This window comes from Pseudomonas sp. JE3303 (assembly GCF_056312565.1).
In genome coordinates, this window is sequence record NZ_JBWGIF010000002.1 from 365,611 (window position 1) to 391,929 (window position 26,319).

At 62.8% G+C, this 26,319-nt stretch carries 30 protein-coding genes; 19 read left to right on the forward strand and 11 right to left on the reverse strand.

What is annotated here, in order from left to right; all coding sequences use genetic code 11:
- Positions 1-144: 144 nt before the first annotated feature.
- The 3 genes from eno (at position 145) to ispD (ending at position 2,591) form a co-directional block, all read left to right on the forward strand.
- Positions 145-1,434, forward strand: a complete 1,290-nt coding sequence (gene eno / locus AC0ZZU_RS05100) for a phosphopyruvate hydratase (protein ID WP_476339449.1) — start codon at positions 145-147, stop codon at positions 1,432-1,434.
- A gap of 174 nt (positions 1,435-1,608) precedes the next feature.
- Positions 1,609-1,887, forward strand: a complete 279-nt coding sequence (gene ftsB / locus AC0ZZU_RS05105; protein WP_158459606.1) for a cell division protein FtsB — start codon at positions 1,609-1,611, stop codon at positions 1,885-1,887.
- Positions 1,884-2,591 carry a 2-C-methyl-D-erythritol 4-phosphate cytidylyltransferase gene (ispD, locus tag AC0ZZU_RS05110; protein ID WP_476339450.1) on the forward strand — a complete coding sequence of 236 codons (708 nt, stop codon included), beginning with the start codon at positions 1,884-1,886 and terminating at the stop codon, positions 2,589-2,591. The genes ftsB and ispD overlap by 4 nt, the downstream gene beginning before the upstream one ends.
- A gap of 3 nt (positions 2,592-2,594) precedes the next feature.
- Here the strand turns inward: ispD and AC0ZZU_RS05115 are convergent, their stop codons facing one another.
- Positions 2,595-3,497 (reverse strand): LysR substrate-binding domain-containing protein, encoded by a 903-nt coding sequence (locus tag AC0ZZU_RS05115; protein WP_476339451.1) that lies wholly within the window; start codon positions 3,495-3,497, stop codon positions 2,595-2,597.
- A 105-nt stretch (positions 3,498-3,602) separates the two neighbouring features.
- Here AC0ZZU_RS05115 and AC0ZZU_RS05120 point away from each other — a divergent pair, with 105 nt between their 5' ends.
- The 8 genes from AC0ZZU_RS05120 (at position 3,603) to rpoS (ending at position 10,678) form a co-directional block, all read left to right on the forward strand.
- Entirely contained in the window at positions 3,603-4,715 is a 1,113-nt protein-coding gene (locus AC0ZZU_RS05120; RefSeq protein WP_158459609.1) for an S-(hydroxymethyl)glutathione dehydrogenase/class III alcohol dehydrogenase, read from the forward strand.
- Positions 4,716-4,723: 8 nt separating this feature from the next.
- Entirely contained in the window at positions 4,724-5,578 is an 855-nt protein-coding gene (gene fghA / locus AC0ZZU_RS05125; protein ID WP_476339452.1) for an S-formylglutathione hydrolase, read from the forward strand.
- Between the two features lie 71 nt (positions 5,579-5,649).
- Entirely contained in the window at positions 5,650-6,123 is a 474-nt protein-coding gene (gene ispF, locus AC0ZZU_RS05130) for a 2-C-methyl-D-erythritol 2,4-cyclodiphosphate synthase (RefSeq protein ID WP_158459611.1), read from the forward strand.
- Positions 6,120-7,178, forward strand: a complete 1,059-nt coding sequence (gene truD / locus AC0ZZU_RS05135; protein ID WP_476339453.1) for a tRNA pseudouridine(13) synthase TruD — start codon at positions 6,120-6,122, stop codon at positions 7,176-7,178. The genes ispF and truD overlap by 4 nt, the downstream gene beginning before the upstream one ends.
- The gene (gene surE, locus AC0ZZU_RS05140) at positions 7,166-7,915 is read left to right on the forward strand and encodes a 5'/3'-nucleotidase SurE (protein ID WP_158459613.1); all 750 of its coding nucleotides are present in this window, start codon (positions 7,166-7,168) and stop codon (positions 7,913-7,915) included. Before truD ends, surE begins: the two co-directional genes overlap by 13 nt.
- A gap of 38 nt (positions 7,916-7,953) precedes the next feature.
- Positions 7,954-8,592 carry a protein-L-isoaspartate(D-aspartate) O-methyltransferase gene (locus tag AC0ZZU_RS05145; protein ID WP_476339501.1) on the forward strand — a complete coding sequence of 213 codons (639 nt, stop codon included), beginning with the start codon at positions 7,954-7,956 and terminating at the stop codon, positions 8,590-8,592.
- 116 nt (positions 8,593-8,708) lie between these two features.
- Positions 8,709-9,566, forward strand: coding sequence for a peptidoglycan DD-metalloendopeptidase family protein (locus AC0ZZU_RS05150; protein ID WP_476339454.1), 858 nt, complete (start codon positions 8,709-8,711; stop codon positions 9,564-9,566).
- 104 nt (positions 9,567-9,670) lie between these two features.
- A complete protein-coding gene (rpoS, locus tag AC0ZZU_RS05155) occupies positions 9,671-10,678 on the forward strand; it encodes an RNA polymerase sigma factor RpoS (protein ID WP_476339455.1) in 1,008 nt (335 codons plus the stop codon).
- 469 nt (positions 10,679-11,147) lie between these two features.
- On the opposite strand, the gene fdxA is transcribed toward rpoS, so the two are convergent.
- On the reverse strand, positions 11,148-11,471 hold the full coding sequence (gene fdxA, locus AC0ZZU_RS05160) for a ferredoxin FdxA (RefSeq protein ID WP_158459616.1): 324 nt from the start codon (positions 11,469-11,471) through the stop codon (positions 11,148-11,150).
- Between the two features lie 139 nt (positions 11,472-11,610).
- On the reverse strand, positions 11,611-14,178 hold the full coding sequence (gene mutS, locus AC0ZZU_RS05165; RefSeq protein WP_476339456.1) for a DNA mismatch repair protein MutS: 2,568 nt from the start codon (positions 14,176-14,178) through the stop codon (positions 11,611-11,613).
- 286 nt (positions 14,179-14,464) lie between these two features.
- Between mutS and AC0ZZU_RS05170 the strand changes: the two genes are divergently transcribed.
- From AC0ZZU_RS05170 to recX, 3 genes are all read left to right on the forward strand, one after another.
- A complete protein-coding gene (locus AC0ZZU_RS05170; RefSeq protein WP_476339457.1) occupies positions 14,465-14,947 on the forward strand; it encodes a CinA family protein in 483 nt (160 codons plus the stop codon).
- 103 nt (positions 14,948-15,050) lie between these two features.
- Positions 15,051-16,124, forward strand: a complete 1,074-nt coding sequence (recA, locus tag AC0ZZU_RS05175; protein ID WP_476339458.1) for a recombinase RecA — start codon at positions 15,051-15,053, stop codon at positions 16,122-16,124.
- Between the two features lie 8 nt (positions 16,125-16,132).
- Positions 16,133-16,600 (forward strand): recombination regulator RecX, encoded by a 468-nt coding sequence (recX, locus tag AC0ZZU_RS05180; RefSeq protein WP_476339459.1) that lies wholly within the window; start codon positions 16,133-16,135, stop codon positions 16,598-16,600.
- Between the two features lie 2 nt (positions 16,601-16,602).
- Here the strand turns inward: recX and AC0ZZU_RS05185 are convergent, their stop codons facing one another.
- Complete coding sequence (locus AC0ZZU_RS05185) at positions 16,603-17,721, reverse strand: LOG family protein (protein WP_476339460.1); 1,119 nt, start codon at positions 17,719-17,721, stop codon at positions 16,603-16,605.
- Between the two features lie 191 nt (positions 17,722-17,912).
- Positions 17,913-18,332 carry a quorum-sensing-regulated virulence factor family protein gene (locus AC0ZZU_RS05190; RefSeq protein ID WP_158461784.1) on the reverse strand — a complete coding sequence of 140 codons (420 nt, stop codon included), beginning with the start codon at positions 18,330-18,332 and terminating at the stop codon, positions 17,913-17,915.
- Here AC0ZZU_RS05190 and AC0ZZU_RS05195 point away from each other — a divergent pair.
- The 4 genes from AC0ZZU_RS05195 (at position 18,331) to AC0ZZU_RS05210 (ending at position 20,425) form a co-directional block, all read left to right on the forward strand.
- Positions 18,331-18,462, forward strand: a complete 132-nt coding sequence (locus tag AC0ZZU_RS05195; protein WP_476339461.1) for a hypothetical protein — start codon at positions 18,331-18,333, stop codon at positions 18,460-18,462. The two genes, AC0ZZU_RS05190 and AC0ZZU_RS05195, sit on opposite strands and share 2 nt — an antisense overlap.
- A 71-nt stretch (positions 18,463-18,533) precedes the next feature.
- Positions 18,534-19,244: a tRNA-uridine aminocarboxypropyltransferase gene (locus AC0ZZU_RS05200; RefSeq protein ID WP_476339462.1), complete on the forward strand. Its 711-nt coding sequence runs from the start codon at positions 18,534-18,536 to the stop codon at positions 19,242-19,244.
- Positions 19,245-19,336: 92 nt separating this feature from the next.
- A complete protein-coding gene (erdR, locus tag AC0ZZU_RS05205) occupies positions 19,337-19,987 on the forward strand; it encodes a response regulator transcription factor ErdR (protein ID WP_476339463.1) in 651 nt (216 codons plus the stop codon).
- A gap of 75 nt (positions 19,988-20,062) precedes the next feature.
- The gene (locus tag AC0ZZU_RS05210; RefSeq protein WP_476339464.1) at positions 20,063-20,425 is read left to right on the forward strand and encodes a diacylglycerol kinase; all 363 of its coding nucleotides are present in this window, start codon (positions 20,063-20,065) and stop codon (positions 20,423-20,425) included.
- Between the two features lie 3 nt (positions 20,426-20,428).
- On the opposite strand, the gene finR is transcribed toward AC0ZZU_RS05210, so the two are convergent.
- Positions 20,429-21,355: a LysR family transcriptional regulator FinR gene (gene finR, locus AC0ZZU_RS05215; RefSeq protein WP_476339465.1), complete on the reverse strand. Its 927-nt coding sequence runs from the start codon at positions 21,353-21,355 to the stop codon at positions 20,429-20,431.
- 119 nt (positions 21,356-21,474) lie between these two features.
- Between finR and fpr the strand changes: the two genes are divergently transcribed.
- The gene (gene fpr / locus AC0ZZU_RS05220; protein WP_158461789.1) at positions 21,475-22,254 is read left to right on the forward strand and encodes a ferredoxin-NADP reductase; all 780 of its coding nucleotides are present in this window, start codon (positions 21,475-21,477) and stop codon (positions 22,252-22,254) included.
- 70 nt (positions 22,255-22,324) lie between these two features.
- On the opposite strand, the gene tsaA is transcribed toward fpr, so the two are convergent.
- The 5 genes from tsaA to rimO all read right to left on the reverse strand — a co-directional run bounded on the left by tsaA (position 22,325) and on the right by rimO (position 26,265).
- The gene (gene tsaA / locus AC0ZZU_RS05225) at positions 22,325-23,020 is read right to left on the reverse strand and encodes a tRNA (N6-threonylcarbamoyladenosine(37)-N6)-methyltransferase TrmO (protein WP_476339466.1); all 696 of its coding nucleotides are present in this window, start codon (positions 23,018-23,020) and stop codon (positions 22,325-22,327) included.
- 6 nt (positions 23,021-23,026) lie between these two features.
- Positions 23,027-23,488, reverse strand: a complete 462-nt coding sequence (locus AC0ZZU_RS05230) for a YehS family protein (protein WP_476339467.1) — start codon at positions 23,486-23,488, stop codon at positions 23,027-23,029.
- Positions 23,489-23,535: 47 nt separating this feature from the next.
- Positions 23,536-24,246 carry an rRNA pseudouridine synthase gene (locus AC0ZZU_RS05235; RefSeq protein WP_476339468.1) on the reverse strand — a complete coding sequence of 237 codons (711 nt, stop codon included), beginning with the start codon at positions 24,244-24,246 and terminating at the stop codon, positions 23,536-23,538.
- Positions 24,247-24,387: 141 nt separating this feature from the next.
- Complete coding sequence (locus tag AC0ZZU_RS05240; RefSeq protein ID WP_476339469.1) at positions 24,388-24,843, reverse strand: GNAT family N-acetyltransferase; 456 nt, start codon at positions 24,841-24,843, stop codon at positions 24,388-24,390.
- An 84-nt stretch (positions 24,844-24,927) separates the two neighbouring features.
- Positions 24,928-26,265 carry a 30S ribosomal protein S12 methylthiotransferase RimO gene (gene rimO, locus AC0ZZU_RS05245; protein WP_476339470.1) on the reverse strand — a complete coding sequence of 446 codons (1,338 nt, stop codon included), beginning with the start codon at positions 26,263-26,265 and terminating at the stop codon, positions 24,928-24,930.
- Positions 26,266-26,319: the final 54 nt, after the last annotated feature.

A 26,319-nucleotide genomic window follows, 5' to 3' on the forward strand; every position in this document is an offset into this window, starting at 1 on the left:
CTCGGGTAAAGTACCGCCCGTTCCACCCCTGACCTGCGGGTCAGGGGCTGCCTTCACCCGGCCTGCCCTTTGCAAATCCGCCCGGTGAACGGCCCGAATTTCCCAAGCTGCGTTGTTTTCGTCAATTTCGGAGTGCTTACAACAATGGCAAAAATAGTCGACATCAAAGGTCGTGAAGTTCTCGATTCGCGTGGCAACCCCACCGTGGAAGCCGACGTACTGCTCGACAACGGCATCATCGGCAGCGCTTGCGCGCCGTCCGGTGCTTCCACCGGCTCGCGCGAAGCGCTCGAGCTGCGTGATGGCGACAAGAGCCGTTACATGGGCAAGGGTGTACTGAAGGCCATCGGCAACATCAATGGCCCGATCCGCGACCTGCTGCTGGGCAAGGATCCTTCGGACCAGAAAGCCCTCGACCGCGCCATGATCGAACTGGACGGCACCGAGAACAAGGCCAAGCTGGGCGCCAACGCCATCCTCGCCGTGTCCCTGGCTGCCGCCAAGGCCGCTGCCCAGGACCAGGACCTGCCGCTGTACGCGCACATCGCCAACCTGAACGGCACTCCAGGCGAGTACTCGATGCCTGTGCCGATGATGAACATCATCAACGGCGGCGAGCACGCCGACAACAACGTGGATATCCAGGAGTTCATGGTCCAGCCAGTCGGCGCCAAGACCTTCTCCGATGGCCTGCGCATGGGCACCGAGATCTTCCATCACCTCAAGGCCGTGCTCAAGGCCCGTGGCCTGAACACCGCAGTGGGTGACGAAGGTGGCTTCGCGCCAAACCTTGCTTCCAACGAAGACGCCCTGTCGGCGATCGCCGAGGCAGTGGCCAACGCCGGCTACACCCTGGGCACCGACGTGACCCTGGCCCTGGACTGCGCCGCGAGCGAGTTCTACGAAGACGGCAAGTACAACCTGTCTGGCGAAGGCAAGTCGTTCGATGCCGAAGGCTTTGCCGACTACCTCAAAGGCCTCACCGAGCGCTTCCCGATCATCTCGATCGAAGACGGCCTGGACGAGTCCGACTGGGCTGGCTGGAAGATCCTCACCGACAAGATCGGCGAGAAGGTGCAACTGGTCGGCGACGACCTGTTCGTCACCAACACCAAGATCCTCAAGGAAGGCATCGACAAGGGCATCGGCAACTCGATCCTGATCAAGTTCAACCAGATCGGCTCGCTGACCGAAACCCTCGAAGCCATCCAGATGGCCAAGGCCGCCGGCTACACCGCGGTGATCTCGCACCGTTCGGGTGAAACCGAAGACTCCACCATCGCCGACCTGGCCGTGGGTACTGCTGCCGGCCAGATCAAGACCGGTTCGCTGTGCCGCTCCGACCGCGTGTCCAAGTACAACCAGCTGCTGCGCATCGAAGAGCAACTGGGTGCCAAGGCGGTATACCGTGGTCGTGCCGAGTTTCGCACCTGAGCAAGAGATGGTAAAAAGACAGCAGCTGCGGCAGGCTGAACCTTCGTCCGATTGAAGGTTCAGAACCCTCTTGCAGGTTTCTGTCAATGAAGCCTGGCCTCGGCCAGGCTTCGTGCTATCCGAAGCCTGCATCTGGAAGCTTCGGTGCGGCGGTCTTTAACCCTGGATAACGTGATGCGCAGTCCCTATTGGTTGTTTCTCATCCTGCTCCTGCTATTGGGTGGCCTGCAATACCGCCTCTGGGTTGGTAATGGCAGCCTGGCGCAAGCGGCCGATCTGCAGAAGCAGATTGCCGAACAGCACACCGAGAACGAGCGGCTGCTCGAGCGCAACCGCGTGCTCGACGCTGAGGTCCTGGAGTTGAAGAAAGGCATGGAAACCGTGGAAGAGCGGGCCCGCCACGAGCTGGGGATGGTGAAGGAGGGCGAGACCCTCTACCAGCTGCCACAATGACCCAGACCTTGCCGGCCTTCTGGGCCGTTATTCCTGCTGCGGGTGTTGGTGCCCGCATGGCTGCCGACCGTCCCAAGCAGTACCTGCAACTGGGCGGGCAGACCCTTCTCGAGCACAGCCTCGACTGTTTTCTCGATCACCCCTCGCTCAAGGGGGTGGTTGTCAGTATTGCTGACGAAGACCCGTACTGGCCCGGCCTGCGTTGCGCCCGTGACTCGCGCATCCAGCGCGCCGCGGGCGGTGAGCAGCGTGCCGACTCGGTGCTCAACGCACTCTTGCTGTTGCATGCCCGCGGCGCTGCGGACAGCGACTGGGTGCTGGTGCACGACGCCGCGCGTCCGAACCTGGCACGCAGCGACCTGGACAAGCTGTTGTCGGAACTGGCCGATGACCCGGTAGGTGGCCTGCTGGCGGTCCCGGCGCGCGATACCTTGAAACGGGCTGATGCCAATGGCCGCGTCAGCGCCACCGTTGACCGCAGCACCATCTGGCAGGCCTATACGCCGCAGATGTTTCGCCTTGGGGCCCTGCACCGGGCGTTGGCCGAGTGCCTGGTGTCCGACGTGGTGGTGACCGACGAGGCCTCGGCCATTGAATGGTCCGGGCAGGCGCCGCGCCTGATCGAGGGACGCAGCGACAACATCAAGGTCACCCGTCCCGAAGACCTTGAGTGGTTGCGTCAGCGCTGGGCGATGCGGGGGTAAGGATCAGGGTGGCGCGCCGCTGTATTCCGGCAGTTGTCCCAAGCCTTCCTTGAGATAATCCACCAGCCGTCTTACCTTCGGCGACAGGTGCCGCTGCTGCGGATAGAGCGCCCAGACCGCGGTATTGGGCGGCTGGTGCGCCTCCAGCAAGGACACCAGCGCGCCGCTCTGCAAGTGCTCGCGCACGTAATAGTCCGGCAGCTGGCACAGACCCACGCCCTGCAACGCCGCATCCAGCACGGCCTGGCCACTGTTGCAGCGCCAGTTGCCCTGCACTCGCTGACTCAACTCACGCCCTTGCTGCTGCAATGACCAGACATCCGAGCTCCCGACCAGGCAATTGTGCCGGGCCAGCTCCGACAGGCTATGCGGCCGCCCATAGCGCTCCAGGTACGAAGGCGAGGCGCACAGGTACATGCGCCTGGGCGCCAGGCGAGTGGCCACGAGCCGTGAATCCTGCAGGCGCCCCAGGCGAATCGCCAGGTCCATGCCTTCATGCAGGAGATCGAGCGATCGGTTGCTCAGTTCGACGTCTATGCGCAGTTGCGGATACAACGCCATGAAGCGCGTCACCAGCGGCACGATGAAGCGCTCACCGTAGGCCACCGCGCAGGTCATGCGCAGCAGGCCCTTGGGTTCACTGGCCAGGTCGCCCATGGCGCGCAGTGCTTCCTCGTGGCCATCCTGCAGGCGCTGGCAGTGCTGAAGGAAGGTCTGCCCGGCTTCACTCAAGGTAACCCGCCGCGTACTGCGGTACAGAAGGCGCGTCTGCAGGCGCTCTTCCAGGCGGGCGATCTGGCGGCTGACGTGCGAAGAGGAAACACCCAGGCGCTCCGCAGCCGCCGTGAACTGGCCTGACTCGGCCACGGCGACGAATTCATCGATACCTTCCCACCGATTGCTCATTGATTGTCCCAGTACAGCAATAATGTTTTGAGTCTGGCCGGATTATTCATCAAAAGAAGGTGAATTACACTGTGGGACTGCATTCCTACATCCTGGAGACCTTTGATGATCAAGTCCCGTGCCGCTGTCGCCTTCGAGGCCAAGAAACCCCTGGAAATCGTCGAAGTCGACGTCGCCATGCCCAAGGCTGGCGAAGTCCTGCTGCGCGTGGTCGCCAGCGGTGTCTGCCATACCGACGCCTACACCCTGTCGGGCGCTGATCCCGAGGGCATCTTCCCCTCGATCCTCGGCCACGAAGGCGGCGCGATTGTCGAGGCAGTGGGCGAGGGCGTCACCTCGGTGGCGGTCGGTGACCATGTGATCCCGCTGTATACCCCTGAGTGCGGCCAGTGCAAATTCTGCCGCTCCGGCAAGACCAACCTGTGCCAGGCGATCCGCGCCACCCAGGGCAAGGGCCTGATGCCTGACGGCACCACGCGCTTCTCCTACAAAGGTCAGCAATTGTTCCACTACATGGGCACCTCGACCTTCTCGGAATACACCGTGCTGCCGGAAATCTCCGTCGCCAAGATCCAGAAGGAAGCTCCGCTCGAGAAGGTCTGCCTGCTCGGCTGTGGCGTGACCACCGGCATCGGCGCGGTGCTCAACACCGCCAAGGTCAAGCCGGGCGACACCGTGGCCATCTTCGGCCTGGGTGGGATCGGCCTGTCGGCGATCATCGGCGCAGTGAAGGCCAAGGCGTCGCGGATCATCGCGATCGACATCAACCCGGCCAAGTTCGAGATCGCCAAGCAGCTCGGCGCCACCGACTGCATCAACCCCAAGGAATACGACCGTCCGATCCAGGAAGTGATTGTCGACTTGACCGACGGCGGCGTGGACTTTTCCTTCGAGTGCATCGGCAATGTCCAGCTGATGCGTGCAGCGCTGGAATGCTGCCACAAGGGTTGGGGCGAGTCGGTGATCATCGGCGTCGCCGGTGCGGGCCAGGAAATCGCAACCCGGCCGTTCCAGCTGGTGACCGGCCGCGTCTGGCGCGGTTCGGCATTCGGTGGCGTGCGTGGCCGCAGCGAGCTGCCAAGCTACGTGGCCATGGCTGAAACCGGCGAGATCCCGCTGGACACCTTCATCACCCATACCATGGGCCTGGAGGACATCAACAAGGCCTTCGACCTGATGCACGAAGGCAAGAGCATCCGCAGCGTGATCCACTTCTGAGGTCAGTCATGAGCCTGGAAAACATCTCTTGCCAGAAAAGCTTCGGCGGCTGGCACAAACGCTACAGGCATGCTTCGCAGACACTGGGCTGCGACATGGTGTTCGCCGTGTACCTGCCGCCTCAGGCCGAGCAGGGCGAGAAGCTGCCGGTGCTCTACTGGCTCAGCGGCCTGACCTGCACGGACGAGAACTTCATGCAGAAGGCTGGCGCCCATCGGCTTGCCGCGGAGCTGGGGCTGATCATCGTGGCCCCGGACACCAGCCCGCGTGGCGAGCAGGTGCCCGGGGACCCGGACGGCGCGTGGGACTTCGGCAAGGGGGCTGGCTTCTATCTCAATGCCACCCAGCAGCCGTGGGCCAAGCACTACCGCATGCACGACTACGTGGTGGACGAGTTGCCCGCATTGATCGAGGCGCACTTCCCGGCGTCGGATCAGCGCAGCATCAGTGGCCACTCCATGGGCGGGCATGGCGCGCTGGTGTCGGCGCTGCGCAACCCCGGTCGCTACCGCTCGGTGTCAGCGTTCTCGCCCATCTGCAATCCTCTGGATTGCCCGTGGGGCGAGAAGGCATTTTCCCGTTACCTGGGAGACGACCGTGCGCGCTGGCGCGAATGGGATGCCAGCGTGCTGCTGGCCGAGACCCCGGCCGGGCAGTGTCCGCCGCTGCTGGTGGACCAGGGCGACCGCGATGACTTCCTGGTCACCCAGCTCAAGCCCGAGGCACTGGAGCAGGCCGCGAAGAAGGGTGGCCATGAGCTGACCCTGCGGTTGCAGCCAGGCTATGACCACAGCTACTGCTTCATCGCCAGCTTCATCGACGAGCACCTGCGCCATCACGCTGTGGCGCTGGGGCGCCTGTAGGCGGACAAAGCCCGCCCAAGGCGGGGCAAAGCAGGTAGAATCACGCCCTGACTCAATCAGGGCGTTTTTCTATGCGTATTGGCCACGGCTACGATGTGCACCGCTTCACGGATGGCGATTTCATTACCTTGGGCGGCGTGCGCATTGCGCACAAATCCGGCCTGCTTGCCCACTCCGACGGCGATGTCGTATTGCACGCCCTGAGCGACGCACTGCTGGGCGCCGCGGCGCTGGGTGATATCGGCAAGCATTTCCCCGACACCGATCCGCAGTTCAAGGGCGCCGACAGCCGCGTGTTGCTGCGCCATGTGGTCAAGGTGGTCCTGGCCAAGGGCTGGAAGGTTGGCAATGTCGACGCCACCATCGTTGCCCAGGCGCCGAAAATGGCCCCGCACATCGAAACCATGCGCCAACTGATCGCCCAGGACCTGAACGTCGAACTCGACCAGGTCAACGTCAAGGCCACCACCACCGAGAAGCTGGGCTTCGCCGGCCGCGAGGAGGGTATCGCCGTGCACGCGGTTGCCCTGCTGCTGCCAGCATGACCGAATTCGAACTGCTGGGGCCGCGTGCCAGCGGCGAAGCGCTGGGCACCGCCGTGCTCAAGGCGGTCGCCGAAGACTTCCAGGTCGACGAGGTGCTGGATATCCCGCTGTCGGGCCAGGGCGAGCACCTGTGGCTGTGGGTCGAAAAGCGCGAGCTCAATACCGAAGAAGCGGCCCGACGGCTGGCGCGGGCGTCAGGCGTGCCGCTGCGCAACATCAGCTATGCCGGCCTCAAGGACCGTCAGGCGTTGACCCGACAATGGTTCAGCCTGCATCTGCCCGGCAAGGCCGACCCTGACCTGTCGCGTGCCGAAGACGCCAGCCTGCGCATCCTCAAGCAGGTGCGCCACTCGCGCAAACTCCAGCGTGGCGCCCATTCCGCCAACGGCTTCACCCTGCGCCTGACCGCCCTGGCCGCAGATCACCAGGCGCTGGATGCCCGCCTGGCGCAGATCAAGCAGCAGGGTGTGCCAAACTACTTCGGCAGCCAGCGCTTCGGCCATGCCGGCGGCAACCTCGTCGATGCCCGCGACTGGGCCGCCCGCGCAGCCCTGCCCGAGCAGCGCAATGTGCGTTCGCGCCTGCTCTCGACCGCGCGCAGCCATGTCTTCAACCAGGTGCTCGCGGCGCGGGTTGCCGAGGGTAGCTGGGACACGGCGCAGGTCGGCGACCTGCTGGCGTTCACCGATAGCCGCAGCTTTTTCCCCGCGGGTGAGCAGGAATGTTCCGATCCTCGCCTGGCGATTCTCGACTTGCACCCGACGGGTCCGCTGTGGGGCGAAGGTCCTGCGCCCACCCAAGGCCTGACAGCTGAAGTGGAACAGCGAATCGGCGATGAAAATGCGGCACTTTGCCAGTGGTTGGCCCGGGCGGGCATGGGTCACGAACGCCGCATACTGCGGCTCCCTATTGGCGAGCTGACGTGGCATTATCCGGAGCCTGATATCCTGCAACTGCAATTCGTCCTGCCGGCCGGATGCTTCGCCACCGTCGTGGTGCGCGAGCTTGTAGACCTGGTGCCTGCAGGGCAGACGGACAGCCCATGCGTATTCTGATTTCGAATGACGACGGTGTTACCGCACCCGGACTTGCCGCGCTGCATGCCGCGCTGGCGGACTATGCCGATTGCGTGGTCATTGCCCCGGACCAGGACAAGAGCGGCGCCGGCAGCTCGCTGACGCTTGATCGGCCGCTGTGCCCGCAGACCCTGGCCAACGGTTTCATCAGCCTCAACGGCACGCCCACCGATTGCGTGCACCTGGGGCTGAACGGCCTGCTTGAGCCGACCCCCGAGATGGTGGTGTCGGGCATCAACCTGGGCGCCAACCTGGGCGATGACGTGCTCTATTCGGGCACCGTCGCCGCCGCGCTTGAGGGGCGCTTCCTGGGAGGCACCTCGCTGGCCTTCTCGCTGGTCTCGCGCCTGCCGGACAACCTGCCGACAGCGGCGCACATCGCCCGTCGCCTGGTGGAGGCGCAGTCGCGTCTCGAGCTGCCTGCGCGCACCGTGCTGAACGTGAACATCCCGAACCTTCCGCTGGAGCACATCCGTGGTATCCAGCTGACGCGCCTGGGGCATCGGGCACGGGCCGCCGCGCCCACCCGGGTAGTCAATCCGCGGGGCAAGGAAGGCTACTGGATCGCGGTGGCCGGGGATGCCGAGGATGGCGGGCCTGGCACCGATTTCCATGCAGTGATGCAGGGCTATGTGTCAATCACCCCGTTGCAGCTCGATCGTACCTTCAGTGACGCGTTCGAGCGTTTCGACGGCTGGCTGGAGGGGCTGTTGTGAAGCGTGAACAGGACGACCTGCTGCGCCGTGGCATCGGCATGACTTCCCAGCGCACCCGCGAGCGCCTGATCCAGCGGCTGATGGAGGAGGGCGTGTCGAGCACCCAGGTACTCGACGTGCTGCGCCGTACGCCGCGCCATCTGTTCGTCGACGAAGCCCTGGCGCACCGCGCCTATGAAGACACCGCGTTGCCCATCGGCCACAACCAGACCATCTCGCAACCCTTCATGGTCGCGCACATGAGCGAGTTGCTGCTCGAAGCCGGCCCGCTGGACAAGGTGCTGGAGATCGGTACGGGTTCTGGCTACCAGACCGCGATCCTCGCCCAGCTGGTCGAACGGGTGTTCTCGGTCGAGCGGATCAAGGTCCTGCAGGACCGCGCCAAGGAGCGCCTGGTCGAACTGAACCTGCGCAACGTGGTGTTTCGCTGGGGCGATGGCTGCGAGGGCTGGCCGGCGCTTGCGCCCTATAACGGCATCATCGTCACCGCGGTCGCGCCAGAGGTACCCCAGGCCCTGCTGGATCAGCTCGCCCCAGGAGGGCGCATGGTGATTCCGGTGGGCGCGTCGGGTGAGCTGCAGCACCTGATGCTCATCGTGCGCGAAGAGCAGGGTTTCTCGCGGCGAGTGCTGGGCGCCGTACGATTCGTGCCTCTGCTCAACGGGCCCCTGGCCTGACCGGCGCCGTTAATATTTACTGCGGCTGCGAATTCTCCAAGCGTTGCCCTGTCTATCTGGCGGGGCCATTGAAACAATATTGCATTTCGTAAAGTCACCATGAGAGGAAGCGGCGGGTGGGGCACACAATCATTCAGCAGCGCAGGGATCGATCAAGCTTCAGGCTTCTGGTGATTGCACTGGCCACGGGCATGCTGCTGGCCGGCTGCTCCAGCACCCCGTCGGGCGGTGCGCGGATAGTAGACCGCAACAGCGCGGCGCCCAAGCGTCCAACGGTGACTTCCGGACAATATGTTGTCCGGCCGGGGGACACGTTGTTCTCCATCGCCTTCCGCTACGGCTGGGACTACAAGGAGCTGGCGGCACGCAATGGCATTCCTGCGCCCTACACCATCCGGCCAGGCCAGCCGATACGCTTCAGCACCGGGGCGGGAGGGAGCACCACGGTGGTCTCCGGGCCTTCGTCATCGAGCACGACGACCGTCATTCGTCGGCCAGTGGCCACTACGTCCACCCCTGTTTCCAGCGCCAGCAAATCGGCGTCAAAAGTAGCCATTGCCACGCCAGCCGCTTCAGCTCAGGTGCCCGCTGCAGAGCGATCCGCCGGGGGATGGGTGTGGCCAGCAAACGGCGTGGTAATTGGCAAATTTGCTTCAAACGGCAGTTTGAATAAAGGCGTTGATATCGCGGGTGATTTGGGACAGCCTGTTTTTGCTGCTGCAAATGGATCAGTGGTTTACGCCGGGAGTGGCTTGCGGGGCTACGGCGAGCTGATCATCATCAAGCACAGCGATACCTATGTCAGTGCCTACGGCCACAACCGCAGGCTTTTGGTTCGGGAGGGGCAGCAAGTCAAGGTTGGTCAGACTATTGCCGAGATGGGGTCCACAGGCGCGGATCGGGTGAAGCTGCATTTCGAGATTCGCCGCCAGGGTAAACCCGTCGATCCACTGCAGTTTCTGCCAAGCCGTTGATTTGTTCCTGACCTGTTCCTGGCATGGAGGGGACAGGCTTCAGCGCTGCCAGGGAACTAGGCGCCGCTTGAGTCTGAGTTCGAACTCAGCAAAGGACTATAACAATGGCTCTCAGTAAAGAAGTGCCGGAGTTTGACATCGACGATGACGTTCTCCTGATGGAGACGGGCATCGTTTTGGAAACGGATGTGGTGTCAGACGAACCTGCTGTACCTTCGGTTCGGACCAGGGCCAAACAAGGCTCGTCGCTCAAGCAGCACAAGTACATCGACTACACTCGTGCACTTGATGCTACGCAGCTTTATCTCAATGAGATCGGTTTTTCGCCTCTTCTGTCGCCGGAAGAGGAAGTGCATTTCGCGCGGCTGTCGCAACGGGGTGACGCGGCTGGGCGTAAACGCATGATCGAAAGCAACCTTCGCCTGGTGGTGAAGATTGCGCGGCGATATGTAAATCGGGGGCTGTCCCTGCTCGACCTGATCGAGGAAGGCAACCTGGGGCTGATCCGCGCCGTGGAGAAGTTCGATCCCGAGCGTGGGTTCCGTTTCTCGACCTATGCGACCTGGTGGATCCGCCAGACCATCGAGCGGGCGATCATGAACCAGACCCGCACCATTCGCTTGCCAATCCATGTGGTCAAGGAGCTCAACGTCTACCTGCGGGCGGCGCGTGAACTCACCCAGAAGCTCGACCATGAACCCTCTCCCGAAGAAATCGCCAGCCTGCTGGAAAAGCCGGTTGCCGAGGTCAAGCGCATGCTCGGGCTCAACGAGCGTGTCTCTTCGGTGGACGTGTCCTTGGGCCCGGATTCCGACAAGACCCTGCTTGATACCCTGACCGACGACAGGCCTACCGATCCTTGCGAGCTGCTACAGGACGATGACCTGTCCCAGAGTATCGATCAATGGCTGGGAGAGCTGACCGACAAGCAACGCGAAGTGGTGATCCGCCGCTTTGGGCTGCGCGGGCATGAAAGCAGTACCCTTGAAGATGTAGGACTGGAAATCGGCCTTACCCGCGAGCGGGTGCGGCAGATCCAGGTCGAGGGCCTCAAGCGCCTTCGCGAGATTCTTGAAAAGAATGGTTTGTCCAGCGAGTCGCTGTTCCAGTAACGGCACCTGCTGCGCAAGACGCCTCGATGAAATCGGGGCGTTTTTGTTTCCGGAGGAAGCGTTTCATCCGCTACCTTGGTTGCATTCCTTGTAAGTGTTCGCTTACTCGTCGTGTAAGTCATTGCAGCGAGGATGAGTAAATCATTGGCGTTTTCAGTCGCGTATTTTTACTAAGTTGCTGATTCTTGGCGGATTTTAGGAAATGGGTAGATGTGGCTCTGGAAGCTTCTTGAGAGGTTTTGCGGTTGTTCGGGGCGGTGAAAACGCTAGTATCTGAACTGTGTCTACGGACTGACACGGGCTTTCAAGGATGACGGCCAGGGACATCGCAGGATGCGATTCATCAGGATGATGAGCAAGGACTACAGGGACTACGGAAAAAAAATGTGGGCGGGTCATACCGCCCCTTTTTTTTGTCTGCAGGAAATGAAAAAGGCCCGCGAGGGGCCTTCAAGTGAAACGCCGGAACTCAGCGTTCCAGGTCGGCGATCTTGCCGGGCTTGCCATCCCACTCTTCAGCGTCTGGCAGTGCGTCCTTCTTCTCGGTGATGTTTGGCCAGATCTCAGCCAGCTCGGTGTTCAGCTCGATGAAGTTCTCCATGCCGGCAGGCACCTCATCTTCCGAGAAAATGGCTTGGGCAGGGCACTCAGGCTCGCACAGTGCACAGTCGATGCACTCATCCGGGTGAATGACCAGGAAGTTCGGGCCTTCGTAGAAGCAGTCCACCGGACACACTTCTACGCAGTCGGTGTACTTGCACTTGATGCAGTTGTCGGTGACGACGAAGGTCATTTCTAATTCTCTCCTCAGGCTACGGCAGCGTGCCCATCCTTACAGGGCAGCGCGGTGTACAGGTGTGGCTGCAGGCCAGGCTAGGAGCCTGCAGCACCGGCAAACCGCGCGGGATTCTATCAGCTTGTGTGTCGGCGCGTTATAACAGAGTCTTCAGTGCATAGAGCATTTCGATAGCTTGACGCGGTGTCATGTTGTCGATGTCCACCTTGCCAAGCTTGTCGATGACCGGATGCGGCAGGTTGGCAAACAGGTCACTCTGGTGCGGGACATTGGGCGCGCCCCCGGCAACAACCGGTGCATCCTGCGGCAGGCTGGCGGTTTCCAGGCGGCCCAGGTGCTCGCGTGCACGCTGGATCACCGGTCCCGGGACGCCAGCTAGCTGCGCCACGGCCAGGCCATAGCTCTGGCTGGCAGGCCCAGGGAGCACATGGTGCAGGAAGACGATGCGTTCCTTGTGCTCGGTAGCGTTCAGGTGGACGTTGGCCACCAGTGGCTCGCTCTCCGGCAATACCGTGAGCTCGAAGTAATGCGTGGCGAACAGCGTGTAGGCGCGCAGCTTGGCCAGGCGCTCGGCGGCGGCCCAGGCCAGCGACAGGCCGTCGAAGGTACTGGTGCCGCGGCCCACTTCGTCCATCAGCACCAGGCTGCGGTCAGTGGCGTTGTGCAGGATGTTGGCGGTTTCGCTCATCTCGACCATGAAGGTCGAGCGGCCGCCCGCCAGGTCATCGCTGGAACCGATGCGGGTGAAGATACGATCGACCAGGGACAGCTCGCAGCGCGCTGCCGGCACGAAGCTGCCGATATGCGCCATGAGCACGATCAGCGCCGTCTGGCGCATGTAGGTCGACTTACCGCCCATGTTGGGGCCGGTGATGATCAGCATGCGCGTGCTGTCGTCGAGCGTCAGGTCGTTGGCCACGAACGGTGTGGTCAGCACCTGCTCGACGACCGGGTGCCGGCCTTGCTCGATGCGCAGGCAAGGCTCGTCGACAAAGCTTGGGCAGTTCAGGTCCAGGGTCAGCGCACGTTCGGACAGGTTGCTCAGCACATCCAGCTCGGCCAGCGCCGCAGCGGTGTCCTGCAGGGGGGCGAGGTGACCGATGAGGTTTTCGAGCAGCGCGTCGTAGAGCATCTTTTCGCGCGCCAGGGCGCGGCTCTTGGCCGACAGCGCCTTGTCCTCGAACGCCTTGAGCTCGGGAGTGATGAAGCGCTCGGCGCCCTTGAGCGTCTGTCGCCGGATATAGTCGCCTGGCGCCTGCTCGGCCTGCTTGCTCGGCAGCTCGATGAAGTAGCCGTGCACGCGGTTGTAGCCCACCTTCAGGTTGGCAAGGCCGGTGCGGGCCTTTTCCCGCGCTTCCAGGTCAATGAGGAACTGGCCGGCGTTCTCGCTCATGGCCTGCAGTTCGTCCAGCTCGGCGTCATAGCCGGTCTTGAGGACACCACCGTCGCGGATCACTGCGGGTGGATTGTCGATGACCGCACGTTCGAGCAGGCCGGACAATTCCGGATAGGTACCGGCGATGGCGGCCAGGCGCGCGAGGTGCGGCGCCTCCAGTTCGGCCATGCCGTTCTGCAGCTCGGGCAGGGCGCCCAGAGCATCGCGCAGGCGCGCCAGATCGCGTGGGCGAGCGTTGCGCAGGCCGATACGGGCGAGAATGCGCTCGATATCGCCAATGTCCTTGAGCTGCGGTTGCAGCTTTTCGAAACGGTAGCCGTCGAGCAGGCAGCGGATCGAACCCTGCCGGGCCTGCAACACCTTGAGGTCGCGCAGCGGGCGGTTCAGCCAGCGGGTCAGCAGACGGCTGCCCATGGCGGTCTGGCAACGGTCGATCACCGACTGCAGGGTATTGTCGCGCCCGCCAGCCAGGTTGATGTCCAGCTCCAGGTTGCGGCGGCTGGCGCCATCGAGCACCACGGTATCGTCCAGGCGCTCGTGACGCAGGCTGCGCAAGTGGGGCAGGGCAGTGCGCTGGGTCTCCTTGGCGTAGGTCAGCAGGCATCCGGCGGCGCCGATGGCCAGGGTCAGCTTCTCGCAGCCGAAGCCCTTCAGGTCCTGGGTCGCGAATTGCTGGCACAGGCCCTTGCGTGCCGAATCGCGGTCGAAGTCCCATGGCGCACGGCGGCGGCTGCCCCGGCGTTTCTCGGCTGGCAGGCCCTGCGGCCAGTCATCCGGGAACAGCAGTTCCACCGGATTGATACGGTCCAGCTCGGCCAGCAGGTTTTCCCAGCCCTTGATTTCCTGCACCGTGAAATTGCCGCTGGTGATGTCCAGCACCGCCAGGCCGAACAGGCGTTCGTCACCGAGCAGGGCCGCGATCAGGTTGTCGCGGCGCTCGTCGAGCAGCGCCTCGTCACTGACCGTACCCGGCGTGATGATACGCACGACCTGACGCTCGACCGGCCCCTTGCTGGTGGCCGGATCACCGATCTGCTCGCAGATCACCACCGACTCGCCAAGCTTGACCAGCTTGGCCAGGTAGCCCTCCGCCGAATGGAACGGGATGCCGCACATGGGGATCGACTGGCCCGCCGACTGACCGCGGGCGGTCAGGGTGATATCCAGCAGTTTCGCGGCTTTCTTCGCGTCTTCGTAGAAGATCTCGTAGAAATCGCCCATGCGGTAGAACATCAGCTGGTCTGGGTGCTGGTTTTTCAGCCGCCAGTATTGTTGCATCATCGGGGTATGTGCGGAGAGGTCAGACATTCAGGGCCTTACAGCGGTGTGTGTCTAATAGACGATTGCGGATGGGGGCGGATTCTACAGGTTTTGAGGGGGGGTGGGGGCTGTGGTGGGTCGGGGATCGAGCGCCGCTTGCGTGTTGCATCGCGGAGCGTGCGCTTGGGGTCTTGTGGCGCCCGTACGAAGCGTAGGCTCCACGCGGCCGGCGCTCGATCCCATGCGGCGCTGCACATCCCAAGACATACACCATCCCACCCTCACACAGAACCACAATGCTAGGGTAACCCCACCCCCCCCACGGAGCCCCCTCATGGACCCGATCACCCTTCTTTCCACCCGCCTCGGTGAACATCTACGCAATCTGGATGCCCAAGTAAGCACGGCCGAATCATGCACCGGTGGTGGCATCGCCGAGGCGATCACCCGCGTTCCAGGCAGCTCGGCCTGGTTCGAGGCAGGTTATGTCACCTACTCCAACGCCCAGAAGACCCGCCAGCTGCAGGTCGCCCCGGCCCTGTTCGATTCGGTCGGGGCCGTCAGCGAGGAGGTGGTGCGGGCAATGGCCAGCGGCGCCCAGGCAGCCAGCGGCGCACGCTTTGCCGTGGCCGTCAGCGGTGTCGCCGGACCCGATGGAGGCTCGCCGGCCAAACCCGTCGGCACCGTGTGGCTCGCCTGGGCCGACGGTCCGCAGGTGCGCTGCGAGCGCCGTCAGTTCGACGGCGACCGCGAGGCCGTGCGCCGACAAACGGTGATCGCCGCGCTAGAAGGCTTGTTACAGCTTGGCGTGGAGTAAATGGTGAACGGGGGTAGGCGGAAACGAATCCCTGTGGAATAATACTGGCTACTTATACAGTTATTCAGGCCGCAAGGCCCCAGTCAATTACGTGAGGACTTCAATGGACGACAACAAGAAGCGCGCCTTGGCTGCGGCCCTGGGTCAGATCGAACGTCAGTTCGGCAAGGGCGCGGTCATGCGCATGGGCGACCACGAGCGCCAGGCAATTCCTGCCATTTCAACCGGCTCCCTGGGCCTGGATATCGCGCTTGGCATTGGCGGTCTGCCGAAAGGCCGTATCGTAGAAATCTACGGTCCGGAATCGTCGGGCAAGACGACCCTGACCCTCTCGGTCATCGCCGCAGCCCAGCGCAGTGGTGCTACCTGCGCCTTCGTCGACGCCGAGCATGCCCTGGACCCGGAATACGCCGGCAAGCTGGGCGTCAATGTCGACGACCTGCTGGTCTCGCAGCCGGACACCGGTGAACAGGCCCTGGAAATCACCGACATGCTGGTGCGCTCCAACGCGGTCGACGTCATCATCATCGACTCGGTGGCAGCCCTGGTGCCCAAGGCCGAGATCGAAGGCGAGATGGGCGACATGCACGTGGGTCTGCAGGCCCGCCTGATGTCCCAGGCGCTGCGTAAAATCACCGGTAACATCAAGAACGCCAACTGCCTGGTCATCTTCATCAACCAGATCCGCATGAAGATCGGCGTGATGTTCGGCAGCCCGGAAACCACCACCGGTGGTAACGCGCTGAAGTTCTACGCCTCGGTACGTCTGGACATCCGCCGTACCGGCGCGGTCAAGGAAGGTGACGAGGTGGTCGGCAGCGAAACCCGCGTCAAGGTCGTGAAGAACAAGGTTTCCCCGCCGTTCCGCCAGGCTGAGTTCCAGATTCTGTACGGCAAGGGCATCTACCTCAACGGCGAGATCATCGACCTGGGCGTGACCCATGGCTTTGTCGAGAAGTCGGGCGCCTGGTACAGCTATCAGGGCAACAAGATCGGCCAGGGCAAGGCCAACTCGGCCAAGTTCCTGCAAGAGAACCCAGCCATCGGTGCCGAAATCGAGAAGCTGATCCGTGACAAGCTGCTCAACGCCGGTGCTGTAGCTGCCGCTGGGGCCGCAGCCAAGGCCGCCGCCGGTAACAAAGCCGACGACCTGGCTGACGCCGACGCCGGTTATTGATTGACCCCATGCCCGCCGTTCTCGACACCCCCGTCGCCGTTCGGCGGACAGCCATGGACCTGCTCGCGCGACGCGAGCATGGTCGCGTCGAGCTGACGCGCAAATTGCGTCAGCGAGGCGCCACCGACGAGTTGATCGAGCCTGCGCTCGATCGCCTTGCCGAAGAAGGCCTTCTCAGCGAGGCCCGCTACCTCGAAAGCTTCATCTCCTACCGTTCAAATTCCGGCTACGGCCCTGCACGGATTCGCGAAGAGCTGAGCCAGCGTGGACTCGACCGTGGCGACATTGACCAGGCCCTGCGTGACAGCGGGATCAACTGGTCAGCCCGGCTCCAGGACGTCTGGCAGCGCAAATACGACGGGCTTCGTCCGATTGATCCGCGCAGCCGCGCACAGCAAACGCGTTTTCTCGCTTACCGTGGCTACGGGCTGGACATGATCGGCCGCCTCTTGAGCGGCCGAGGGCTGGACGATTAGCTTCATGTCACCCTGAGCGCTTCCCGGGCGCGCTGGGTAGTGTGCATGGGCTGGGGCTTGGCCCAGTTTTCCGGCAGGTTGATGAAGTCGACCAGTTCCCGCAGGCGACCCTGGTCGCGGCCGTTGAATGCAAAGGTCAGGCGCGTCAGGTGGCGGAAATTGGCTTCATCATGTTCGGCGCCCGTATCGGCGTGCTGGTGATACTTGCCGCTCAGGCGCAGGTCGGCGAAGCCATCCTGCAGGTCATGCAGTGCCGCATCGCTGAGTGGATGTTGCATGCGCATCACGAACTGATTCTTCAGCCAGCGGCTTGAGTGATAGTTGCTGTAGAACTGGTTGATCTCGTCCACGGCTTCCTCCGCACTATGGACCAGGCGCAGCAGCTTCATGTCGCTGGGCAGGATGTAGCGGTTCTCTTCAAGTTGACGGGTGATGAAGTTCAGGCAGTCCTGCCAGAAGCTGCCGCCGGGCGAATCCAGCAGTACCACCGGCACCAGTGGGCTTTTGCCGGTCTGGATCAGGGTCAACACCTCCAGAGCCTCATCCAGCGTGCCGAAGCCGCCAGGGCAGAGCACCAGCGCGTCGGCCTCTTTCACGAAAAACAGTTTGCGAATGAAGAAAAAGTGGAAAGGCAGCAGCTTGTCGGTGCCATCCACCGTGGCATTGGCATGTTGCTCGAAGGGCAGGGTGATATTGAAGCCCAGGCTATGCTCGGCCCCGGCGCCTTCATGGGCGGCAGCCATGATCCCGCCGCCTGCGCCTGTGATGACCATCAGGTCGGATCGCGCCAGGCTTGCGCCCAGTTCCCGGGCCAGGGCATACATCGGATGTTCGAGTGGTGTACGGGCAGAGCCGAACACAGTGACCTTGCGGCGGCCTTTATAGCGTTCCAGCGAACGGAAGGCATGGTCGAGCTCGCGCAGGGCCTGAAGGGTGATCTTGGCATTCCAGCGATTACGGTCATCGTGGGCCATGCGCAAGACGGTCAGCATCATGTCCCGATAGAGGGGGAGGTTGGGGCTGTCGGGTGCGACCAGTCGCAGTTGCTCGTCAATCTTGCTCAGGTCGATTCCGCTGTCCCTGAAATGGTTGAACAGTAGCTCGTTGGGTTGATAGGGCATTCAACGTCTCCTTCTGCAGCAAACCTCCGGACGGGACCGATAACCTGTCCCGGCCGCGCCCTGTGCGGGCTGGAAAAAAACGGGGAGTGTTGATATCAATCTAGACCTTGACGGCTGTTCGTGCAGAACGGTTGAGCCTGGCTGTTCGCCTGGCCGGGTCGAAGACCGGGCCAGGGTAATCAAGCAGCTGATTATCTCTTCTTGCCACCGGCGACACAGCTGGCAGCGTCGAACGGCTGGTCCATGACCGGACGGTTGCTCTTGTAGACGGTAAAGCGGTAGACCAGCACCGCGCCACGTGACAGCAACTGGCGGAACCCGTTGTTGCGGCATACGCTGTCGCCCAGCTGGCTGCGAACCTGGTCCGGGTTGGCGAGCATTTTCTGGGCGTGGCTCTCGCGCACGCTGAGGTGATTGATCAAGGCTTTGCCTTCGACCGTGTAGCCTTGATCCATGATGTCTTCATTGATCGCACGGGGGGTGCCGACGCTGCTTTCCTTGGCGACCTTCTGCAACGTTTGGGTGAGCTCGTATTCCTGCTTGGACGCCGCCTGGGCAGCCAAGGGCAAGGCGAGCAGCAGGCTCAGGGTCGGGATGATAAGGCGCAGCATGGATCTCTCCTGGTTCGATGACTGGCGCTTTGACCCGCGCCTGTCGGCAGTGTTCCATGGTTCGAACACCGGTTGTGCCATTATAAGTGAGCTGTCGGCTTCGCTGCACGGCAAATGCCCGGCCCTCTGATAGACTGCCGGCCTGTTTTCCTGCCGAGTCACCGTAGTGCCCATCCCATCTGTCCAGCGTGGCTGCACGCCATGAGCCATGCCGTGTCACGCCTGCGCGCCGAGCGCCTGGCCCGCAGCGTCAAACCCTTTATCGCCCGAGGTTCGCGGGCCGAACGCTGTCCGCGCTGCCGGGTGATCGTCAGCCACTGCCTGTGCGCCTGGCGGCCGACCGTGGGTGCCGAGTCGGGCATGTGCCTGCTGATGCACGATACCGAGCCGTTGAAGCCGACCAACACAGGCTGGCTGATCGCTGACCTGATCGACGATACCTCGGCCTTCGGCTGGCAGCGCACTGAAGTCGACGAGCGCCTGCTGGCATTGCTCGACAACCCGCAGTGGCAGCCTTATATCGTGTTCCCTGGCGAGTTCGTCGCGCCGCAGCGCGTGGTGACCGAGGTGAGCCGCGAGCCAGGCAAGCGCCCGCTGTTCATTCTGCTCGATGCCACCTGGACGGAAGCGCGCAAGATGTTTCGCAAGAGCCCGTACCTGGATCGCTTCCCGGTCCTGAGCCTGCAGCCCGAGCAGATGTCACGCTACCGCCTGCGTCGGTCCAAGCGCGATGACCACTTCTGCACCGCGGAGGTGGCCGCCATGTGCCTGGAGTTGGCCGGCGACCAGCACGCTGCCCAGGCGCTGGACGCATACCTCGATGTGTTCAGCACTCACTACCTGAGCGCCAAGCGGCATTGGCCGCTGGATGAGCACGACAGTGTTCATCAGCGTTTGCACACCTTCCTATAGTACAAGGGGCAGGGGGCAGGGATTGGTTCATACTGTTGCCTCCGGGAGCAGCTTGCCGCTCGCCGCTTGCTGAAAAAAGGATCTGAAGATCGATGGCCACATACGAAATCCTGATAGCCGATGACCACCCGCTGTTTCGCAGCGCATTGCGCCAGGCCGTTACCCTCGGGCTTGGGCCGGATGTACGCCTGGTGGAAGTGGCGAGCATCGCCGAGCTGGAAGTCCGCCTGACCGAGAAGGCCGACTGGGACCTGGTGCTGCTGGACCTGAACATGCCCGGCGCTTACGGGTTCTCCGGCCTGGTACTGCTGCGCGGGCAATATCCGCAGGTGCCGGTGGTCATGGTCTCGGCGCAGGAAGAGGCGGCGGTGGTGGTCAAGTCGCGCGAGTTCGGCGCCAGTGGTTTCATTCCCAAGTCGAGCGACTTGAAGGTGATCCAGGACGCGGTGCAGAAGGTATTGGACGGCGAGGTGTGGTGGCCGCCCCAGGCGTTCGAGAAAGTCGATGTCTCGCCTGAGGCCAAGGCCGCCAGCGAGGGCCTGGCCAGCTTGACACCGCAGCAGTTCCGGGTGCTCACGATGGTCTGCGAAGGCCTGCTGAACAAGCAGATCGCCTACGAGCTGAGCGTGTCGGAAGCTACCATCAAGGCCCACGTCACCGCGATCTTCCGCAAGCTCAATGTGCGCACCCGCACCCAGGCGGCGCTGCTCTTGCAACAACTGGAATCGGTTTCCCAGGGTTAAGGCATTTTGCCTTCACGCTTTTTTGACTCCGCGTGCATTACTCTGCAGCGCTTTAACGGGGTGAAGTGACTTTCCATGTCGCCATTCAAGGGCCAGACCGGCCTAAAACGAATCTTCAACGCCGCTGGGTATTCGCTCGATGGCCTGCGCGCTGCCTTCAAGGGCGAGGCTGCGTTTCGTCAACTGGTGTTGCTCAACGTCTTGCTTGTCCCGCTGGCCTTCTGGTTGCCGGTCACTCGCGCCGAACGGGCGATCCTGATTGCCGTGAGCATGCTCGGCCTGATCGTCGAACTGTTCAATTCGGCGGTGGAGGCGGCCATCGACCGCATCTCGCTTGATCGCCATCCGCTCTCGAAGAATGCCAAGGACATGGGCAGTGCCGCGCAATTGGTGGCCCTGACCATGATCGCGCTGGTATGGGGCGTGATCCTGCTCTGAGCCTCAGGCGATCGGCGGCAGGACGATCTCGTCGCTGCGCCGCACCCCTGCGGTGAAGCTGCGGCACAGTTCCAGAAATTCGCGCATGGCCGATGTCTGGTACTTCTGCTTGTGCCAGATGAAATAGAACTGCCGCGCCAGGTCGAGCTCGGGGGTTTCCACCGGCACCAGGCTGCCGCGACGGAACGCATCGCGCAGGGCCAGGCGAGAGATGCAGCCGATACCCAGCCCCGACTCCACGGCACGCTTGATCGCCTCCGTGTGCTCCAGCTCAAGACGAATGTTGAGATTGGCCCGGTGATGACGCATGGCCTGGTCAAAGGTCAGCCGTGTGCCCGAGCCCTGCTCGCGCAGGATCCAGGCCTCGCGGGAAAGCGCCTCGATATCCGCATGGCCTGTCTTCGCCAGCGGATGCTGAGGCGCGCAGAACACCACCAGTTCATCCTCGACCCAGGATTGCACTTCCAGGTCGGGGTGGTTGCAGTCGCCTTCGATCAGACCCAGGTCAATTTCATAGTGGGCTACCTGATGCACGATGTGCGCAGTGTTCTGCACATGCAGCTTGACCTGGCTCTCGGGGTGTTTCTGCATGAAGCTGCCGATCAGCAGCGTGGCCAGGTAGTTGCCGATGGTGAGGGTGGCACCGACCGCGAGCGAGCCGAAGGCAGACTTGCCGTTGAGCAGGTCTTCGATCTCCTTGGCCTGGTCGAGCAGGGCGACTGCCTGGGGCAGCAACTGGTGACCCAGCGCATTCAGACTCAGGCGCTTGCCCGCGCGATCGAACAATTGGCAGCTTGATTGACGCTCAAGTTCGGTGATCGAGGTGCTCGCCGCTGATTGAGACAGCGCGAGCATGCCGGCAGCCCGCGACACGCTCTGGTGCTGGGCGACGGCGACGAATACCTGGAGTTGTCGTAGAGTAAATCGCATATCTATATAACCGATAACACATATCTTGATAATTCATTTAACAGATATTGTCGCTGCCTCTACACTATCGCGCAATCGCGCTCTTGGTCAGCGCAGCGTTTTTTTTCAGGAGCCCGTACATGAGCAACATGAACCACGAACGTGTCCTCAGTGTTCATCACTGGAATGACACCCTGTTCAGCTTCAAGTGCACCCGCGATCCCGGCCTGCGCTTCGAGAACGGTCAGTTCGTGATGATCGGCCTGCAACAGCCTAACGGCCGCCCGCTCATGCGTGCCTACTCGATCGCCAGCCCCAACTGGGAAGAGCATCTGGAGTTCTTCAGCATCAAGGTGCCGGACGGCCCGCTGACTTCCCAGCTGCAGCACCTGAAGGAAGGCGACGAGGTCATCATCAGCAAGAAGCCTACCGGCACCCTGGTGCTTGACGACCTCAATCCGGGCAAGCACCTCTACCTGCTGAGCACCGGCACTGGCCTGGCGCCTTTCATGAGCGTCATCCAGGACCCGGAGACCTACGAGCGCTTCGAAAAAGTGATCCTGGTCCACGGTGTGCGCTACGTCAACGAAGTGGCCTACCGCGAGTTCATCACCGAGCACCTGCCGCAGAACGAGTTCTTTGGTGAGTCCCTGCGTGACAAGCTGATCTACTACCCGACCGTCACCCGCGAGCCGTTCGAGAACCAGGGCCGCCTGACCGACCTGATGCGCAGCGGCAAGCTGTTCAGCGACATCGGCCTGCCACCGATCAACCCGCAGGACGACCGCGCAATGATCTGCGGTAGCCCGAGCATGCTCGACGAGACCAGCGAAGTGCTCGACAGCTTCGGCCTGAAGATCTCGGCGCGCATGCGCGAGCCGGGCGATTACCTGATCGAGCGTGCATTCGTCGAGAAGTAAGCGGCCAGATCGCGTAAGAAACCTCTCAATGGGGCCGCACAGCGGCCCCATTGCGTTTTCGCAGTTCAGATCAACCTTCGAGCACCACTTCCAGCACCCGGATCCGGTCCGGCTGCGGGTAGTGCCAGCGTACCTGCACATCCCAGAACTTCACGCCATATACCCGCTCCGGCGCCGGTACCTGATACGCCGGCCGCGGATCCTGTGCCAGGCACTGCTCGATCAGCTCTACCAGCGGCTCCTCCAAGCGCAGCGCGTGTTCGCGGGCCTGGGCTAGTGCAGTCTCGCTCCACTCCACGGCAATGGGCTCGGGCGCTTGGCTGGCCATCTGGTTGCGGGCGTCGGCAATGCTGTCCGCGTACGGAACATACGGCTTGATATCGAGCACCGGCGTACCGTCAAGCAAGTCGATCCCCGAGAGCAGCAAGCGCCCCGGCTCGACGCCCTCGAGGCGTACCACCGATTGACCGATGCCATTGGGCCGGTGCGTGGCGCGCGTGGCGAATACCCCCATCGACTTGTTGCCGCCCAGGCGCGGCGGGCGCACCTTCAGTCGTGGCTTGTCTTCCAGGGCCTGGTGGAACAGGAACAGCAGCCACACATGGCTGACCTGCTCGAGGCCCGCCACGGCATCACCCTGATCGAACGGCGGCAGCAGTTCCAGCACGCCGCGGGCCGCCGGTGCCAGTTGCGGCTGCCTGGGAATGGCGAACTTTTCCTTGAAGCAGGAACGAACGATACCGACCGGCGAAACGCTATGGCTCATTACGGCTCAGCCGCGCACGCGCAGGGTCAGGCCCTTGAGGAAATTGCGCAGAAGCTGGTCGCCGCAGGGGCGGTAGTTCTCATGGCCGACCTTGCGGAACAGCGCGCTGAGTTCCGGCTTGGACACCGGGAAGTTCGCGGCCTTGAGCACCGCGTGAAGGTCGTCTTCCTTCAGCTCGAATGCAACCCGCAGCTTCTTGAGAATGCTGTTGTTGGTCACGGGGACTTCAACCGGCTGTGGCGGGCGGCTGTTGTCACGGCCGCGCTTGTGGATCACCAGGCCATCGAGGAAGTGGGCCATGACCCGGTCAGGGCAGCGCACGAAGCCCGGCTCTTCTTCTTTCTTCAGGTAGGTGAGCACGTCCTCCAGAGGGACCTCGAGCCCCGAGAGGCCGATGATCTCGACCACCTGGGCATCGTTGACGTTGATCATGTAGCGCAGGCTACGCAGTACATCGTTGTGAGTCATAAACCAATCCTGTTCGAGAGCCGCGCCTGCGTGGCGCGGCCGTATTGCTAGAATCTTTCGGTGCCTGCCACGTAGCGCCACTGGCCCAGTGGCAGCTTGCCCATGCTGACGCCGCCCAGGCGGATCCGGCGCATGCTGGTCACCTCGAGTCCCAGGCTTGCGCAGAGTTCGGCGATCTGGCCGGGCAACGGGTTTTTCACCGCCAGGCGAAGGTGGGTCTCGTTCTGCCAGCTGGCCTTGGCCTTGGGCAATTCACGGCCCTTGCGCACCACGCCACGGGCCAGGCGTTCAAGCGCCTGGGGGGAGGCTTCGCCACGTACCTCGACGATGTATTCCTGCTCGAGGCGCGCAAGGTCGGAGTTGATCTTGCGGGTGACCTTCCAGTCCTGGGTGAAGATCTGCAGGCCGCTCGCGCCAGGCTGCAACGGCGCAATGCACTCCTGGCGCAGGAAATGCCCATGCAGTGGGCGCACGGTCTGGACATGGGTCTGTGCCAGATTGGTCATGTTCATGCTGTCGCGGGCCGCTTCGACACCCAGTTCCACCGGCTGGTTGAGCAGCAGGGTCACAGGTTCCAGGGCATCGGCGCGTGCGCCTGGCAACAGCTCGACACGTTGGCCTTCGACCTTGAACTGCGGCTGCTCGACCACCACGCCATCCACCGAGACCCAGCCCCCCTCGATATACAACTCGGCTTCACGGCGGGAGCAGCCGAGCTGTTCGATAAGGCGTTTGGAGAGGCGGACGGGTTCAGACATGAGGGCGGTCGCAGTGCAGGGAATAAGGCGCCCATTGTACCTGTCCAGGCTGCTTTGAGGCCGGGAACCTGCACGGTTTCCACGCTTTATCGGCTGGCTGGGCATTTTCGGACGATGCTCACGCCTTCCTGCACCGTGGTCCTAGGGTTCTGTAGGAATGAGCCTCAGGTGGAGTAGGGGGTACGGCTGACCCAAGCCATCCGTTTCCGAGCGGCCTGTCACTTCGAACCCTTGGCGCAGGTAGAAGCCCAGTGCATGGGTGTTCTGCTCGTTGACGTCCAGGCTGCGGGCGTCGAGTTCCCGGACAGCATGGCGCAGCAGGCGCTTGCCAATACCCCGGCCGTGGTCCTGGGGCGCGACGAACAGCATGTCGAGGCGTCCGTTGGCGACTCCGGCGAAGCCGCAGATACGCGTGCCTTCCTTGCAGCAGACCAGCATGACCGCATCCAGGTATCGGCTCAGCACGTGGTCGCGCAGTACCTGGATGTAATAGTCGGGCAGGAACTCATGGGTAGCGCGCACCGAGGCTTCCCAGACTCGGGTCAGTTCGGGGTAGTCGCTCGCATGGGGCGTCTGCAGGGTCAGCGGGCAGGACATCGGCGCATTCCTCCAAGGACATGGTGAGAAACCATAGATGCAAAAAGCCCCGCCAGTGGGCGGGGCCTGTTGTCAGGAGAAGCCTCAGACAGGCTCGGCCCACAGGTCATACTCATCGGCATCGACTACCCGGCAGCGCACCTTGTCGCCTGGCTTGAAGCCGTGGTCGCCATCGATGAACACACTGCCGTCGATTTCCGGGGCGTCGAAGAAGCTGCGGCCCACGGAGCCCTGCTCCTCGACTTCGTCGATCAATACCTCGATCTCGCGACCGATGCGCTGCTGCAGGCGCGCGGCGCTGATCGCCTGCTGGTGAGCCATGAAGCGGTCCCAGCGGTCCTGCTTGATCTCGTCCGGCACCTCGGTGAGGCCCAGGTCGTTGGCCGGAGCGCCTTCGACCGGCGAGTACTGGAAGCAGCCGACGCGGTCGAGCTGTGCTTCGCTGAGCCAGTCGAGCAGGTACTGGAAGTCTTCTTCGGTCTCGCCCGGGAAGCCGACAATGAAGGTCGAACGGATGATCAGCTCAGGGCACTGCTCGCGCCACTTCTTGATGCGCGCCAGGGTCTTGTCTTCGAACGCAGGACGCTTCATCGACTTGAGCACTTTCGGGCTGGCATGCTGGAACGGAATGTCCAGGTACGGCAGGATCTTGCCAGCGGCCATCAGCGGGATCACGTCGTCGACGTTCGGGTATGGGTACACGTAGTGCAGGCGAACCCAGGCACCCAGGCTGCTCAGCGCCTCGCACAGCTCGAGCATGCGGGTCTTGACCGGACGGCCGTTCCAGAAGTCGGTCTTGTACTTGACGTCGACGCCATAGGCGCTGGTGTCCTGGGAAATCACCAGGATCTCCTTGACGCCGGCCTTGACCAGGCGCTCGGCTTCGCTCAGCACTTCACCGACCGGGCGGCTCACCAGCTTGCCGCGCATCGATGGGATGATGCAGAAGCTGCAGCTGTGGTTGCAGCCTTCGGAAATCTTCAGGTAGGCGTAGTGGCGCGGGGTCAGCTTGATACCCTGGGGCGGCACCAGGTCGATCAGCGGGTTGTGGTCGGTGCGGGGTGGCACCACCTGGTGCACCGCATTGACCACCTGCTCGTATTGCTGGGGACCGGTGACCGAGAGCACGCTTGGGTGCACATCACGGATGCTGCCTTCCTCGACGCCCATGCAGCCGGTGACGATGACCTTGCCGTTTTCCTTGATGGCTTCGCCGATCACTTCAAGGGATTCGGCCTTGGCGCTGTCGATGAAGCCGCAGGTGTTGACCACCACGACATCGGCGTCCTCGTAGGTGGGCACGACTTCGTAGCCTTCCATGCGCAGCTGGGTCAGGATACGTTCGGAGTCGACCAAGGCCTTCGGGCAGCCGAGTGATACGAATCCTACCTTTGGCGTGGTGGGCGTAGGGGTGGTGGACATGACTAACCTCGGTATTGAATAAGGCTGCCCGGTGTCGATGACGGGGCAGTCCTG

What these genes read in the sequence shown, in the direction of transcription:
- ftsB (WP_158459606.1), top strand. Translation starts at nt 1,609, where the DNA reads ATGCGCAGTCCCTATTGGTTGTTTCTCATCCTGCTCCTGCTATTGGGT.
- AC0ZZU_RS05185 (WP_476339460.1), bottom strand. Translation starts at nt 17,721, where the DNA reads ATGCCCTATCAACCCAACGAGCTACTGTTCAACCATTTCAGGGACAGC.
- tsaA (WP_476339466.1), bottom strand. Translation starts at nt 23,020, where the DNA reads ATGAGCCATAGCGTTTCGCCGGTCGGTATCGTTCGTTCCTGCTTCAAG.
- finR (WP_476339465.1), bottom strand. Translation starts at nt 21,355, where the DNA reads ATGCGATTTACTCTACGACAACTCCAGGTATTCGTCGCCGTCGCCCAG.
- ispD (WP_476339450.1), top strand. Translation starts at nt 1,884, where the DNA reads ATGACCCAGACCTTGCCGGCCTTCTGGGCCGTTATTCCTGCTGCGGGT.
- truD (WP_476339453.1), top strand. Translation starts at nt 6,120, where the DNA reads ATGACCGAATTCGAACTGCTGGGGCCGCGTGCCAGCGGCGAAGCGCTG.
- fpr (WP_158461789.1), top strand. Translation starts at nt 21,475, where the DNA reads ATGAGCAACATGAACCACGAACGTGTCCTCAGTGTTCATCACTGGAAT.
- fdxA (WP_158459616.1), bottom strand. Translation starts at nt 11,471, where the DNA reads ATGACCTTCGTCGTCACCGACAACTGCATCAAGTGCAAGTACACCGAC.
- recA (WP_476339458.1), top strand. Translation starts at nt 15,051, where the DNA reads ATGGACGACAACAAGAAGCGCGCCTTGGCTGCGGCCCTGGGTCAGATC.
- mutS (WP_476339456.1), bottom strand. Translation starts at nt 14,178, where the DNA reads ATGTCTGACCTCTCCGCACATACCCCGATGATGCAACAATACTGGCGG.
- AC0ZZU_RS05240 (WP_476339469.1), bottom strand. Translation starts at nt 24,843, where the DNA reads ATGTCCTGCCCGCTGACCCTGCAGACGCCCCATGCGAGCGACTACCCC.
- AC0ZZU_RS05230 (WP_476339467.1), bottom strand. Translation starts at nt 23,488, where the DNA reads ATGACTCACAACGATGTACTGCGTAGCCTGCGCTACATGATCAACGTC.
- AC0ZZU_RS05170 (WP_476339457.1), top strand. Translation starts at nt 14,465, where the DNA reads ATGGACCCGATCACCCTTCTTTCCACCCGCCTCGGTGAACATCTACGC.
- rimO (WP_476339470.1), bottom strand. Translation starts at nt 26,265, where the DNA reads ATGTCCACCACCCCTACGCCCACCACGCCAAAGGTAGGATTCGTATCA.
- fghA (WP_476339452.1), top strand. Translation starts at nt 4,724, where the DNA reads ATGAGCCTGGAAAACATCTCTTGCCAGAAAAGCTTCGGCGGCTGGCAC.
- ispF (WP_158459611.1), top strand. Translation starts at nt 5,650, where the DNA reads ATGCGTATTGGCCACGGCTACGATGTGCACCGCTTCACGGATGGCGAT.
- AC0ZZU_RS05115 (WP_476339451.1), bottom strand. Translation starts at nt 3,497, where the DNA reads ATGAGCAATCGGTGGGAAGGTATCGATGAATTCGTCGCCGTGGCCGAG.
- surE (WP_158459613.1), top strand. Translation starts at nt 7,166, where the DNA reads ATGCGTATTCTGATTTCGAATGACGACGGTGTTACCGCACCCGGACTT.
- AC0ZZU_RS05200 (WP_476339462.1), top strand. Translation starts at nt 18,534, where the DNA reads ATGAGCCATGCCGTGTCACGCCTGCGCGCCGAGCGCCTGGCCCGCAGC.
- AC0ZZU_RS05195 (WP_476339461.1), top strand. Translation starts at nt 18,331, where the DNA reads ATGGATCTCTCCTGGTTCGATGACTGGCGCTTTGACCCGCGCCTGTCG.
- AC0ZZU_RS05190 (WP_158461784.1), bottom strand. Translation starts at nt 18,332, where the DNA reads ATGCTGCGCCTTATCATCCCGACCCTGAGCCTGCTGCTCGCCTTGCCC.
- AC0ZZU_RS05145 (WP_476339501.1), top strand. Translation starts at nt 7,954, where the DNA reads ATGACTTCCCAGCGCACCCGCGAGCGCCTGATCCAGCGGCTGATGGAG.
- AC0ZZU_RS05210 (WP_476339464.1), top strand. Translation starts at nt 20,063, where the DNA reads ATGTCGCCATTCAAGGGCCAGACCGGCCTAAAACGAATCTTCAACGCC.
- AC0ZZU_RS05235 (WP_476339468.1), bottom strand. Translation starts at nt 24,246, where the DNA reads ATGTCTGAACCCGTCCGCCTCTCCAAACGCCTTATCGAACAGCTCGGC.
- AC0ZZU_RS05120 (WP_158459609.1), top strand. Translation starts at nt 3,603, where the DNA reads ATGATCAAGTCCCGTGCCGCTGTCGCCTTCGAGGCCAAGAAACCCCTG.
- recX (WP_476339459.1), top strand. Translation starts at nt 16,133, where the DNA reads ATGCCCGCCGTTCTCGACACCCCCGTCGCCGTTCGGCGGACAGCCATG.
- rpoS (WP_476339455.1), top strand. Translation starts at nt 9,671, where the DNA reads ATGGCTCTCAGTAAAGAAGTGCCGGAGTTTGACATCGACGATGACGTT.
- eno (WP_476339449.1), top strand. Translation starts at nt 145, where the DNA reads ATGGCAAAAATAGTCGACATCAAAGGTCGTGAAGTTCTCGATTCGCGT.
- erdR (WP_476339463.1), top strand. Translation starts at nt 19,337, where the DNA reads ATGGCCACATACGAAATCCTGATAGCCGATGACCACCCGCTGTTTCGC.